Here is a 12,460-nt window from a genome sequence, read left to right as displayed (position 1 = left end):
GTGTCGCCGGCGACCCTGGCGCTGCTCCTGCTCCTGCCCGTCGCGCTGGGCGAGGTGCTGGCCCCGCTGGCCGACGCCGGCGCCCTCTCGGTGCGCACCGACGCGGCGCGGGCCCGCCTCGACCGGTTGACGGCCCTCGCCCCGCTGGTGGCCGACCCCGGCGACCCCGTGCCGGTCCCGGATGCCCCGGCGCCGGTGTCGCTGGCCGGCGTGAGCGCCGGATGGGGCACCCGACCGTGCCTGCGGGGGCTGGACCTGGAGGTGCACCCGGGCGAGCGGATCGCGGTCCGCGGCCCCTCGGGCAGCGGCAAGTCGACCCTGGCGTCGCTGCTCGTGCGGCACCTCGACCCCGGTGCGGGTGCCGTGCGTCTCGGCGCCATCGACGTGCGCGACGCGACCCTCGACGACGTACGACGTCAGGTCCTCCTGGTGGGCGACGACCCGCACGTCTTCGCGTCCAGCGTCTGCGAGAACGTGCGCCTGGCTCGCCCCGACGCGGACGACGAGGAGGTGGCCGACGCCCTCACCCGGGCGCGGCTGGGTGCGTGGGTCGAGTCGCTCCCCCACGGCATGCACACGCTGGTGGGCAGTGCCGGGATCGCCGTGTCGGGCGGCGAGCGGGCGAGGATCGGCGTGGCCCGGGCCCTGCTGGCGGCTCCGCACGTCCTCGTGCTCGACGAGCCGACGGCCCACCTGGACACCGCCACCGCCCGCGAGGTGGCCGCCGTGCTCCTGGAGGAGGGGCCCGACCGCGCGGTCGTGTGGATCACCCACGGCACCGTCGGGCTCGACCACGTCGACCGGGTCGTGACGCTGGAGGAGAGCGACGGGGACGCGAGCGAGCCCGGGGACGGGAGCGGGGTCAGGCGGCCGGAGGACGGGCTCGTGGCAGCGCCAGCGTGAAGGTGCTGCCACTCCCCAGGACCGACTGGACCTCGATGCGGCCCCCGTGGGTCTCCACGATGCGTCGCGAGATCGCCAGGCCCAGCCCGGTGCCGGGGATGGAGAGCGCCTCGGGGTTGCTGGAGCGGTGGAACGCCGAGAAGAGGTGCACCTGGTCGGCCTCGGAGATGCCCATCCCGGAGTCGCGGACGTGGATGCGGACCCAGGCGGGCTCGCACTCGACCTCGACCCGCACGGTCCCGCCGCGACGGGTGTACTTGACGGCGTTGTTGACCAGGTTGTCGACCACCAGTGAGAGCTCCTCGGGGTCCCCGCTCACCGTCACCGTCTCGCAGCACGTCACCGTCTCGACCGAGACGCCTCCGGTGTCGGCGAGGTGGGCCACCAGGTCGATCGCGGAGGTGCAGACCTCGAGGAGGTCGATGTCCACCCGCACCGCGGCGAGGCGGTCCTGCACCCGGGAGTAGTCGAGGAGGTTCTGCACGAGGCGGTTGAGCCGCTCGGCGTTGCGGGCGATCGCCTCGACGGAGCGGTGCTCGTGCAGCTCCCCGAGCAGCTCGGCGTGCCCGATGATCGTGGTGAGCGGCGTCTTGAGCTCGTGGCTGATGGTCGTGATCAGCTCGCCCTTGTAGCGGTCGAGCTCCCGCAGCTCCGACACCAGCCGCTGCTCGGTCTCGAGGAGCCGGGCGCTGTGCACGCTGCGTCCGAGCTCGCGGGCGATCTCCGCGACGGCGTCGAGCTCGGCGGGCTGGAGCGGCCCGCGGGTGCCGGGGAAGCCGATCACGATGTAGCCGAGCAGCTCGAGCGCCACCCCCATCGGCGCGACGACGACGCTGGAGGCTCCGACCGGGGCCATCATCTGCTGGAGATTGGCGAGGCTGGACGGGAGGCGGTCGCACGTCTCGTCCGTCCTGTGCACCACCACCGGGTGGGGACTCGGCCACACCGACGACAGGTCGGCGCGCAGGCTGGCGGCTCCCGCGCCCGGCGGATTGGGCCGGGGATGGCCGGCGGCCACGCCGTTGGCCATGTCCTCGTCGGGATAGCACCGGATCCACACCTGGGTCGCGCCGAGCCCTCGGTGGACCGCCTCGCAGGCCTCCTCGAGGATCGCGTCCAGCCCCAGCTGGCTGCCGGCCTGCGCGACCTCCTTGACCGTCGACCCGAGGCGCACCTGCTCGGCCAGCTGCTCGCGCTGCTGGGCGTTGCTGAGCGCCAGTCCGGCCTGGACGACGAACATCTCCAGCAGCTCCCGCTCGTGGCGCGAGGGGATCCGGTTGTCCGGCGGCAGGTCGACCGCCATGTTGCCCAGCAGCATCCCGGTGGCGGAGTAGAGCGGCGCGTAGAGCGCGTCCTCGGGGTGCCAGGCCAACGGGTCGTCGGCCGGCTCGTAGTCGGGGATCCACGCCGCGCTGAGGCGCGAGGTGTCCATCCGCCCGTGCGGGACGAAACGCAGGATGCCCCAGCGGTCGGCCTGGCGGAACTCGTCGAGGATCTCCGAGGCCGGCGTACGCCGCCCCAGGATCTGGCGGCGTACGTCGTCGGGGCCGGCGACGGCGGTCATCACGAGCGTGTCGCCCTCGAGGCGCGCGATGGCGGCGACGCCGTACCCGAGGACCTCGCAGACGCCGTGGACGATCTCCTCGAGCACCTCGGCGGTGTCGGTGGAGGAGTTGACGCGGCGGACGAGCTCGGAGAGACGCTGCAGGGCAGGGACCGGCCCCTCGGGCACGCCCGGCGCCTCCTCGTCCGCCGCCGCCGACACTCTCAGGCCTCGATGACGACCGGGATGATCATCGGGCGTCGGCGGTGGGCCTTGTTGACCCAGCGGCCGACGACGCGACGGACGGTCTGCTGCAGCTGGTAGGGGTCGACGGTCCCGTCGGCCACGGCCTTGTCGATCGCGTCGATGATGCCGGGCTTGATGGCGTCGAAGATCGAGTCGTCCTCGGCGAACCCGCGGGCGTGGATCTCCGGGCCGGAGGACACCTTGCCGGTGACCGAGTCGACGACCACGATGACGGACAGGAAGCCCTCCTCGCCGAGGATCCGGCGGTCCTTCATGGACGTCTCCGAGACCTCGCCGATCGTCGTGCCGTCGACGAACACGTAGCCGCAGTCGACCTTGCCGGCGATCGTCGCGACGCCGTCGACGAGGTCGACGACGACGCCGTCCTCGGCCATCACGACTCGCTCGCGCGGGACGCCGGTGGCCACGGCCAGGTCGGCGTTGGCGCGCATGTGGCGGATCTCGCCGTGGATGGGCAGCACGTTGCGGGGCTTGACGATGTTGTAGCAGTAGAGGAGCTCGCCGGCGCTGGCATGGCCGCTGACGTGGACCAGGGCGTTGCCCTTGTGCACGACGTTGGCGCCCCAGCGGGAGAGTCCGTTGATGACGCGGTAGACGGCGTTCTCGTTGCCGGGGATCAGCGAGCTGGCCAGGACGACCGTGTCGCCCTCCTCGAGGTGCACGAACGCGTGGCTGCGCTGGGCGATGCGGCTCAGCGCGCTCAGCGGCTCGCCCTGCGAACCGGTGGAGATCAGCACCTGGCGCTCGGGCGGCAGGTCGGCGAGCTCCTTGGCGTCGACCAACACGCCGGCGGGCACGTGGAGGTAGCCGAGGTCCTTGGCGATGGCCATGTTGCGGACCATCGAGCGACCGACGTAGGCGATCTTGCGGTTGTTGGCGACCGCGGCGTCGATGACCTGCTGGACGCGGTGCACGTGGCTGGCGAAGCAGGCCACGATGATGCGCTGCGCCGACTTGTGGAACACCCGGTCCAGGATCGGCGCGATGTCCTTCTCCGAGGTGGTGAAACCGGGGACCTCGGCGTTGGTCGAGTCGGTCATGAAGAGGTCCACGCCCTCGTCACCGAGGCGGGCGAACTCGTTGAGGTCGGTGATCCGGCCGTCCAGCGGGAGCTGGTCCATCTTGAAGTCGCCGGTGTGCAGCACGACGCCGGCGCCGGTGCGGATCACGACGGCGAGCGCGTCGGGGATGGAGTGGTTGACCGCGACGAACTCGAGCACGAACGGCCCGAACGTGATGGTCTCCCCCTCCTTGACGACGTGGTGCACCGTCTCCTTGAGGCGGTGCTCGCGCAGCTTGGAGCCCAGCAGGGCCAGCGTCAGCTCGGAGCCGACCAGCGGGATGTCGCCGCGCTCGCGCAGGAGGTACGGCGTGGCGCCGATGTGGTCCTCGTGCCCGTGGGTCAGGACCAGCGCCTCGACCTTGTCGAGGCGGTCCCGGATGGAGTCGAAGTCGGGGAGGATCAGGTCGACGCCGGGGTGGTGGTCCTCGGGGAACAGGACGCCGCAGTCGACGATCAGCAGGCGGTCGGCGTACTCGAAGACGGTCATGTTGCGGCCGACCTCGCCGAGGCCGCCGAGCGGGATGACGCGCAGGGCGCCTTCGGCCAGCGGCGCAGGGGTGGACAGCTCGGGATGGGGGTGGCTCAAGGTTCTCCTCAGATCAGTTCGGACGCGACCAGCCCGGCACGCAGGGCCGAGACCTCGTCGTCGTCGAGCGCAACGAGYGGTCCGCGCACGTTGCGGTTGTCGAGCACGCCGAGCAGCTGCAGCGCAGCCTTGGCGGTTGTTGCTCCGTAGTTGGGGACGCCCATGACGGCGTCGAAGGCCGGCAGCAGCCGGGTGTACGTCGCGAGCGCGGCGTCGAGGTCGCCGCCGAGGAACGAGTCGATCATCAGCTTCAGCTCGTCGCCGGCGGCGTGGCCCACGACGCTGACCAGCCCGCAACCGCCACTGCTCAGGATGCCGAGGGTGTTGGCGTCGTCGCCGCTGTAGACGGCGTAGCCGAGCTGGACCAGGCGCGCCGTCTGGGCCAGGTCGCCGACCGCGTCCTTGACGCTGTTGACGGTGCCGATCTCGAGGGCGCGCTCGTAGGTCTCGCTCGCGATGCTCGTGCCGGTGCGTCCGGGGACGTCGTACAGCATGACCGGCACGTCGGTGGCCCCGGCGACCGTGCGGAAGTGGTGCAGCACGCCGTCCTGGCTGGGCTTGTTGTAGTAGGGCGTCACCAGCAGCAGCCCGTCGGCGCCGATCTTGGCGGCCTGCTCGGCCAGCTCGACCGAGTGCGCGGTGGCGTTGGTGCCGACGCCCGCGACGACGCTGCCGCGGTCGCCGACGGCGTCCTTGACCGCCTGCAGGATGCGACCGTCCTCGGCCACCGTGGTGGTCGGCGACTCGCCGGTGGTCCCGCTGACGACGACGCCGTCGTGGCCGTGGTCGAGCAGGTGGACCGCGATCGCCGCGGTGGCCTCCAGGTCGACCTCTCCGTCGTCGGTGAACGCCGTCGCCATGGCAGTCAACAGGCGCCCGAACGGTGCAGCGGAGGTCATGGGGTCAGGCTACCGCGAAGGTGCTCCCATCCCGTCCCTCGCCACGGGGCAGCCCTGCTCACGCCGTCGCCGCCTCGACGAGCTCGGACACCAGTCGGAGCCCGTGGCGCTCGAACGGCCCGTCACCCACGGCCAGCGCCCACGTGGCGGTGCCGACCGCCTCGCGCACCATCTGCGCGAGCCACACCGGATCATCGCGGAGGTCGGCGCCGTACCCCTGCGCGAACTCGCCGGCGAGCGACGGTCGTGCCGGCCACTCCCGTCCCGCGAGACGGCACACGTCGCTGGCCGCCGGGCGCCAGTCGAACCTGCCGAGGTCGATGACGCGCAGGGTGCCGCCCGAGTCCACCATCCAGTTGCGTGGCGACCAGTCACCGTGGGTCGGGACGAGATCGACGGCCGGGGCGTCGTACGCCGTCAGCCAGCTCCTCAGCCAGTCGACGTGCAGGGGCGGGATCCGGTGCGGCCGGTCCAGGAGTGCCAGCGTGTGGTCGCGTTGGACGGCCTCGAACTCCTCGTCGAGCCGTGCCCCCTGCCGGTGGAACGACGCCAGGGCCGCACCCGCCTGCCGGTGCACGGCCGGATCGCTCTCGGCCGGGGTGTCCCTCGCCAGACGGCCCGGGACGTGCGTGACGACCAGCAGGTTGGCGTCGCGGTCGGCATGCACCAGCCCGGGGCCGAGGCCGCAGTCGGTCCACACGGGGCACGTCTCGTAGCCCGTGATCTCGCGCCCGATGTGGCGATTGCCCGGACCTGCCGCCTTGACGACGAGGTCCGTGGAGCCGTCGTGCACGTGCAGGACCACGGTGTTGACGAGACCCCAGCTGAGGTCTGCACGAGGGGTGAGGCCCTGGGGGAAGCGCCGCTGGAGCGATGACTGTTGTGCGTCGGAGAGGGATGCGAGGTCCACGCGGGTCGACCGGTCCCGCTACTGGAAGGACACGAACCGGACGTCGCGCAGGCGGCGTACCTGGCGGGCTCGCATCCGGGGCTGGTCCTCGTCGTAGAAGAGCTTGAAGCCCATCGTGAACTTCCGCGGCCGGGCCACGTCGGCGTACGTCGCGAGCTTGGTGGCGGGGCTGCCGAAACCGTCGACGTGCTGGACCATGGCGAGCCCCGGCCGGGCGCGGACCTTGGCGATGTCGGGCACCATGCCGCGGGTGAACTGGTGGACCACGAAGAGCTTCTCGGGCAGCCCATTGGACGCGGTGAGGCGGGCGAGCCAGCCCRCGGTCCGGTTGATCTCCTTGGCGCGGACGCTGCCGATGACCTGGCCGGGAACCTCCGTGGGGCCGACGCGCCACTCGGGGTCGAGCGCCAGGCCGACCCACGGGTCCTGGAGCGCCCACTCCCACCGCTTGGCGGTCTCGAGGAAGTCGCTGCGACCGGGCTGGAGGTCGAGCAGGAGCAGCGCACCGTTGCGGTGGGCGGCGTCGATGTAGGACTGGACGTAGCTGTGCAGGATGTCGTGGCTGTGGTCCCCGGCAGCGTTGGGGTTGTCGGCGCCGTCGGCGACGGTGACCACGAGCTCGTAGACCGGCATCAGGGTCTCGCCGCGCTGCACGAAGGGCTTGCCGGCGCGGGTGATCTTCGTGAAGGCCTTGTCCGGGTCGGTCTCGCCGAGGACGCCGAGCGTGGAGCTGTTGGCGGTGCCGTAGTAGGCGGTGAGGAAGCGCTTGCGGGCGAAGACCTTGGTGCCGCCGCCCGGAAGCCTGCTGACCTGCCGGTACGACGCCTGCTCCTGCTCCTGGTCCGGCGAGGCGCCTCCCCCGTTGCTGTCCGCGACGCTCGGCGGAGCGACCGCCACGAGCAGCAGGCAGGCCAGCGCCTGGGTGAGCAGCACAGCAACGAATGTCCGAGACCCCCGAGTCATGGCGTCAGGGTACTCATGACGGGGCTCGATGTGGCTGCGGCTCGAGCCCCGGTGTGGCGGAGGCGACGGCGCTGACAGGGGTGTCGTGCGCGGGATGTCGGTACGGACGCCTAGGGTCGTGGACGTGAGCAGCCGATGAGCAAGATGGACAACCTCCGCGCGATGCGGGAGGCCAAGTACGCCGCCAACGCCAAGCGCACGGCCCCGGTCAAGGGCGCCGCGGGCGCCACGCCGGCGAAGGCCACCGCCCCGGTGGCCCCCGTGGCCCCCGCCGCTGCGAAGAAGCCCGCAGCCGCGCCCTCCGCTCCCCCGGACGAGACGACCGACGCCGAGCCGGCCCTGTGCGGCCACCGCAACATGAGCGGGCGCACCTGCACCCGCGAGGCCGGACACGCGGCCAAGAGCCACCGCTACTCCTGACCGGGTGGAGCACGACAGCGTGGGTCACCTGGTGTGGATTGATGCGCTCATCAGCACGGCCCAGGTCGGAGTCACCCAGAATGGGTGATAGGACAGGGAGCGCCGTGAGTCATCGTTGATGCTTCCAATCGCTTGTTCAGGGGCCCGACCCCTACATGAACAGGATCATCTCTGATCTCGGGTCGTGCTCCTCCTTTGATGCGTGGGAGGCAGTCATGACGTGGGTCAAGAGATCTAGGACCGGGATCTTGCTCGGTGTTGCACTGAGTGGCGCAGGACTGGTCGCCGTTACCGCACTGGTGCCAAGTGGAGCCGCGAGCTCGCCGCATGCACGCGCTGCAGCACCGCAGGGGCAGTATGTCCGTGCGTGCCCACAGCGGACCGGACCTGCTGAGTCCATCGGCGATCTCAACGTCCGCCTTGGCAACGACTGTGCCGCGGGTGAGAAGCCGCTCAAGCTCGCTCTGTGGCCCGCCACGGGCAAACAGGGCCCCCGGGGCCCTCAGGGCGCCCCGGGTGCCCAAGGCCCGCGGGGCCCAGAGGGCGCACGGGGTCCAGAGGGCGCACGGGGTCCAGAGGGCGCACGGGGTCCAGAGGGTCCCCAAGGGCCACCTGGCACCGCCGCCAACGCCGAGTACGGGGTGGCGAACATCTATGTAAGCAGGGGCGGTGCCGAGCCGGCGCGGTTCGCCACCTTCTCGACAGAGCTGGGCTCGCCGGTCGGTTCCACCACGGGGGGCCAGTTCCGCTTCAGCTGCGCACCGGCTCAAGCGCCTTGCAAGGTGTCCTGGGGCGCCGCGGTGATCTCCCAGCGTTCCGGGACCTCGTTGGTCTACCCGCGGATCACCATCCACAAGGAAAGCGGCTCCGCCCTCGGGCAGCCCATGACCTTCTGCGAGTACGCCGACGGAGCCAACAACAATCTCGGTGCGGCGAGAGTGCAACGGGTGCCAAGCGTGCAGGCCGGGYGGTCTGCGATCCGGGAACCGCAAGGCCTCGGCGTTGGGGGATCGCTCGACTGTGGCGCAGGCCAACCCTTCAGCCAGAGGGTCACCGAGATCTGGGTGCCCGCCGCGTCCCAGAGCAACGCAAGCAACTTCTACGACGTATGGGTGACATTGACCTTCCTGTGATCGAAGCGGTTGAAGACTTCGCACCAGCGAGTCCCGACAATCCGCCCCCTGAATCGGCCCCGTACGACCGACATGTGGACGGGCTCATACTCGTTCCATGGCCTACGACGAAGCTCTTGCCGCCCGCGTCCGCGACGAGCTCGGCGGCGAGCCCGGGGTCACCGAGAAGAAGATGTTCGGCGGGCTGGGGTTCATGGTCGAGGGACACATGGCGGTCGCAGCGAGCAGCAGCGGCGACCTGATGGTGCGCGCCGACCCGGCGACGTCGCAGGCATGGGTGGACGGCGAGGCCGTCCGGCCGATGGAGATGCGCGGCCGCCCGATGAACGGCTGGCTGCTGGTCGCGACCGAGGCACTCGCCGACGACGCGACCCTGGCCACGTGGGTCGAGCGGGGCACGACCTACGCCCGGTCGCTCCCACCGAAGGCGTAGCGCTCCCACCAGACCCAGTCGAGCCCGAGGTCGGGCCGTGCGACGCGGCGTACCTCGCGCCACTCCTCGAGCCCGAAGACCGGGTAGGCGGCGTCCCCGCACGGCGAGAGGTGCACCTCGGTCAGCACCTGGTGGGTGGCGTGCGGCAGCGCGGCCTCGTAGACCTGCGTCCCGCCCGCGACCACGGTGTCCCCCGGCAGCGTCGCCGCCAGCGCCAGGGCCTCGGGCAGCGAGTGGGCGACGTGCACGCCCTCGAAGCCGGGGTCCCAGTCCACCGAGCGCGTCAGCACCACCGTCGTCCGACCCGGCAGCGGCCGGCCGATCGAGTCCCAGGTCGCCCGGCCCATCAGCAGGGTGTGGCCGAGGGTGACCTCCTTGAAGTGCGCGAAGTCCTCGGGGATCCGCCACGGGATCGCGCCGTCGGCGCCGATGACGCGGTTGTCGCCGTACGCCGCCACCATCACGACCCGCGCGTCCTGCGGCTCGATCGGCTCAGACGGCAACGGGGGCCTTGATCGCGGGGTGCGGGTCGTAGCCCTCGAGCGTGATGTGCTCGAGGTCGAAGCCGTCGATGGTCGTCACCGACGGGTCGAGGACCAGCGTCGGCAACGGCCGCGGCTCACGCGTCAGCTGCAGGCGGGCCTGCTCGACGTGGTTGGAGTAGAGGTGCGCGTCGCCGATCGTGTGCACGAAGTCGCCGACCTCGAGACCGGTCACCTGGGCGACCATGTGGGTGAGCAGGGCGTACGACGCGATGTTGAACGGCACGCCCAGGAAGACGTCCCCGCTGCGCTGGTAGAGCTGGCACGAGAGCCGGCCCGGCCCGGAGTCGGACGGTGCGACGTAGAACTGGATGAGCGTGTGGCACGGCGGCAGTGCCATGTCGGGCACGTCGGCGACGTTCCAGGCGCTGATGATGTGGCGGCGGCTGTCGGGGTTGGTGCGGATCTGGTCGATGACCTGCGCGACCTGGTCGACGTGACGACCGTCGGGCGTCGGCCACGAGCGCCACTGGTAGCCGTAGATCGGACCCAGGTCGCCGTCGGCGTCGGCCCACTCGTCCCAGATCGAGATGCCGCGGTCGTGCAGCCACTTCACGTTGGTGTCGCCGCGCAGGAACCACAGCAGCTCGCCGAAGATGCTGCGTGTGTGCACCTTCTTGGTGGTCACCAGCGGGAAGCCCTCGCGCAGGTCGTAGCGTGTCTGGTGACCGAAGACCGACAGGGTGCCGGTGCCCGTGCGGTCGTCCTTCGCCACGCCGTCGTCGAGCAGGCGCTGGAGGAGGTCGAGGTAGGACTGCATGACGACAGGCTAGTCGCCGAGGTCGACCTCGCCCACGATGCGGGAGACGGTGTCCCCGCCGACCCACACGGCGTCTCCCGTCCGGGACACGTGCACCCGCCCGGCCCGTCCGATCGCGGTTCCTTGGGCAGCGACGTACGACGAGGGCAGCGCGCCGCCGGCCAGCCACTGCCCGATGCCGGCGTTGAGGGAGCCCGTGACCGGGTCCTCGGTCACACCGAGGCCCGGGCAGAAGGCCCGCACCTCGCACGCGGTGTCGCCGTCCCCGCGCGGGCCGACCACGCCGATGTCCATGCCGTCGAACTCGTGCCAGGCCGGTTCGAGCGCCAGCACCGCGTCCGCGGACTCCAGGAGCACCCCGACCCACCCGGGGCCGTTGTCGATCCACGCGCTGTCGACCACCTCGTCGCGACCGATGCGCAGCGCGTGGACGATCCGGTCCAGGTCCACCTCGGACACCGGCCCGCTCCGCACCAGGGGCGGCGCCTCGAAGGCGAGCCGGTCGCCGCGGCGTACGGTCACGAGCCCCGCCCCGCACTCCTGCACCACGACCCCGTCGGTGGCCGGCACTCCCCCGGCCTCGAGCCACGCGTGGGCGGTGCCCAGGGTCGGATGGCCGGCGAACGGCAGCTCGGCGTCCGGGGTGAAGATCCGCACCCGGTAGTCGGCACCCGGGTCGGTGGGCTCGAGCACGAACGTCGTCTCGCTCAGGTTGGTCCAGTGCGCGAAGGCGCGCATCTGCGCGTCGGTGAGGTCGTCGGCGCCGTGCACGACGGCGACCGGGTTGCCCCGCATGGGCTCGTGGGAGAAGACGTCGACCTGGCGGAAGGAGCGCATGGGGTCACGCTAGCGATCCGGTCGACGCTCAGCGCAGCCGCGCTCCGGACTCGACCAGACGGTTGACGCACCCGCCGTCGCGGCAGACCAGGAAGACCCGGCGCCCGGTCTCCGAGAGTCGCACGTAGGTGCCGGCCTGCGGGTTGGTGCTGTAGAGCTCGACCAGGTGCAGCGTCATGCCGTCGGGCGCCGACACCGACTGGATCAGCTTCGCGTTGCCGCCGAGGTCCGGCGGCGGCACGTCCGCCTCCGGGGCGAAGTCGACCTCTCCCTCGTACGACGACACGTCGCCGTCGGCGTCCACGCGCTGCACCTCCCCGTCCCGGCGCACGATCACCCCGTCGCCGTCGGCGACGAAGGACCCGAGGCCGGGCAGGGTCACCCGCACCTCGGGGAGGTGGAGGTCGGTGCCGTCGTACCAGGGCACGGGCAACGGGTTGTACTCCTCGGTGACCGCCGGCGGCTGTGGTCGCAGGGACCAGAGCACCGCGGCCACCACGACCAGGAGCAGCACCCCCAGGGCACGCAGGCCGATCCGCCGTCGCCGCGGTCGGTCCAGCTCGAGGTCGATGAGCTCGCGGACGCGTGTCTCGACGTCGTCCTGACGCTCGAGGCGCGCCCAGCCACGGCGGCACCGGGCCAGGGCGCGGTCGACCGCGGCCTCGACGACCGGCCCGCCCCCGCGCTCGGCGACCAGCAGGTCACGTCGTGCCGCGACGAACGCGCGGTGTCCCTCGTGGGTCGGCATCCACACCTCCGGCACGGGTTCGGCGCAGGACCCGCGCCGGATGGGTCAGGCGGTCACGACCGGGTCGTCACGAGGGAGCGGTCGCGTGCGCGATCGCGGCCCGGACGCCGAAGACGAGCTCGTCGCCGTCGCGCCAGGGAGCGCTGGCGTCGCGGAAGGCCCCGCGCATGCGCTCCTGCACCTGGGCGGACTGCGCACGCCAGGTCACCCCGAAGTTGCCCACCCTGGTCGCTCCGGCCCAGAAGTCGGCGGCCCGCACGCGCCAGTCCCACTCCGTGGTGCCCACCTCGACGACGTCGAGCCCGGCCTCGGGTCCTTCGTCGCCGACGGCGACGGGGTGATCGTGCGCCGGGACGGGGAGGTGCAGCGCGTGGACGCCGACGGCGACGTGTCGTCGTACGAGGGAGAGGTCGACTTCGCCCCGGAGGCGGACGTGCCGCCGCCGGACCTCGG

14 protein-coding genes are annotated in these 12,460 nt (G+C 71.8%); 4 read left to right on the top strand and 10 right to left on the bottom strand.

Going from position 1 to position 12,460, the window contains the following annotated elements; all coding sequences use genetic code 11:
- Window positions 1-903: ATP-binding cassette domain-containing protein (locus AC1DQF_RS19185; protein ID WP_477526829.1), on the top strand; the 903-nt coding region annotated here is incomplete at its 5' end.
- Here the strand turns inward: AC1DQF_RS19185 and AC1DQF_RS19180 are convergent.
- From AC1DQF_RS19180 to AC1DQF_RS19160, 5 genes are read right to left on the bottom strand one after another with little or no spacing between them, the layout of a single operon-like run.
- On the bottom strand, window positions 863-2,635 hold the full coding sequence (locus tag AC1DQF_RS19180; protein WP_477526828.1) for a sensor histidine kinase: 1,773 nt from the start codon (window positions 2,633-2,635) through the stop codon (window positions 863-865). The genes AC1DQF_RS19185 and AC1DQF_RS19180 overlap by 41 nt on opposite strands.
- A 35-nt stretch (window positions 2,636-2,670) precedes the next feature.
- Window positions 2,671-4,362 carry a ribonuclease J gene (locus AC1DQF_RS19175; protein WP_477526827.1) on the bottom strand — a complete coding sequence of 564 codons (1,692 nt, stop codon included), beginning with the start codon at window positions 4,360-4,362 and terminating at the stop codon, window positions 2,671-2,673.
- An 8-nt stretch (window positions 4,363-4,370) separates the two neighbouring features.
- The gene (dapA, locus tag AC1DQF_RS19170; RefSeq protein ID WP_477526826.1) at window positions 4,371-5,261 is read right to left on the bottom strand and encodes a 4-hydroxy-tetrahydrodipicolinate synthase; all 891 of its coding nucleotides are present in this window, start codon (window positions 5,259-5,261) and stop codon (window positions 4,371-4,373) included.
- Window positions 5,262-5,319: 58 nt separating this feature from the next.
- Window positions 5,320-6,171: a phosphotransferase family protein gene (locus tag AC1DQF_RS19165; RefSeq protein WP_477526825.1), complete on the bottom strand. Its 852-nt coding sequence runs from the start codon at window positions 6,169-6,171 to the stop codon at window positions 5,320-5,322.
- An 18-nt stretch (window positions 6,172-6,189) separates the two neighbouring features.
- Window positions 6,190-7,134: a hypothetical protein gene (locus AC1DQF_RS19160; RefSeq protein WP_477526824.1), complete on the bottom strand. Its 945-nt coding sequence runs from the start codon at window positions 7,132-7,134 to the stop codon at window positions 6,190-6,192.
- Window positions 7,135-7,269: 135 nt separating this feature from the next.
- Between AC1DQF_RS19160 and AC1DQF_RS19155 the strand changes: the two genes are divergently transcribed.
- The 3 genes from AC1DQF_RS19155 to AC1DQF_RS19145 all read left to right on the top strand — a co-directional run bounded on the left by AC1DQF_RS19155 (window position 7,270) and on the right by AC1DQF_RS19145 (window position 9,120).
- Window positions 7,270-7,554 (top strand): hypothetical protein, encoded by a 285-nt coding sequence (locus AC1DQF_RS19155; RefSeq protein WP_477526823.1) that lies wholly within the window; start codon window positions 7,270-7,272, stop codon window positions 7,552-7,554.
- Window positions 7,555-8,195: 641 nt separating this feature from the next.
- Complete coding sequence (locus AC1DQF_RS19150) at window positions 8,196-8,687, top strand: hypothetical protein (protein ID WP_477526822.1); 492 nt, start codon at window positions 8,196-8,198, stop codon at window positions 8,685-8,687.
- Between the two features lie 97 nt (window positions 8,688-8,784).
- Window positions 8,785-9,120, top strand: coding sequence for a TfoX/Sxy family protein (locus tag AC1DQF_RS19145; protein WP_477526821.1), 336 nt, complete (start codon window positions 8,785-8,787; stop codon window positions 9,118-9,120).
- Here the strand turns inward: AC1DQF_RS19145 and AC1DQF_RS19140 are convergent.
- From AC1DQF_RS19140 to AC1DQF_RS19120, 5 genes are all read right to left on the bottom strand, one after another.
- Entirely contained in the window at window positions 9,090-9,623 is a 534-nt protein-coding gene (locus AC1DQF_RS19140) for a dihydrofolate reductase (protein WP_477526820.1), read from the bottom strand. The genes AC1DQF_RS19145 and AC1DQF_RS19140 overlap by 31 nt on opposite strands.
- Window positions 9,613-10,422, bottom strand: a complete 810-nt coding sequence (locus AC1DQF_RS19135) for a thymidylate synthase (protein WP_477526819.1) — start codon at window positions 10,420-10,422, stop codon at window positions 9,613-9,615. Before AC1DQF_RS19135 ends, AC1DQF_RS19140 begins: the two co-directional genes overlap by 11 nt.
- A 9-nt stretch (window positions 10,423-10,431) precedes the next feature.
- A complete protein-coding gene (locus AC1DQF_RS19130) occupies window positions 10,432-11,259 on the bottom strand; it encodes a PhzF family phenazine biosynthesis protein (protein ID WP_477526818.1) in 828 nt (275 codons plus the stop codon).
- A gap of 28 nt (window positions 11,260-11,287) precedes the next feature.
- Window positions 11,288-12,007, bottom strand: a complete 720-nt coding sequence (locus AC1DQF_RS19125; RefSeq protein WP_477526817.1) for a hypothetical protein — start codon at window positions 12,005-12,007, stop codon at window positions 11,288-11,290.
- 67 nt (window positions 12,008-12,074) lie between these two features.
- A partial coding sequence (locus AC1DQF_RS19120; RefSeq protein WP_477526816.1) for a hypothetical protein occupies window positions 12,075-12,460 on the bottom strand: 386 nt, incomplete at its 5' end.

The sequence above is a fragment of the Nocardioides sp. P4_G4 genome, assembly GCF_056401085.1.
The sequence above is the reverse complement of the archived record's forward strand: the minus strand, read 5'-3'. Positions and strand labels throughout refer to the sequence as shown.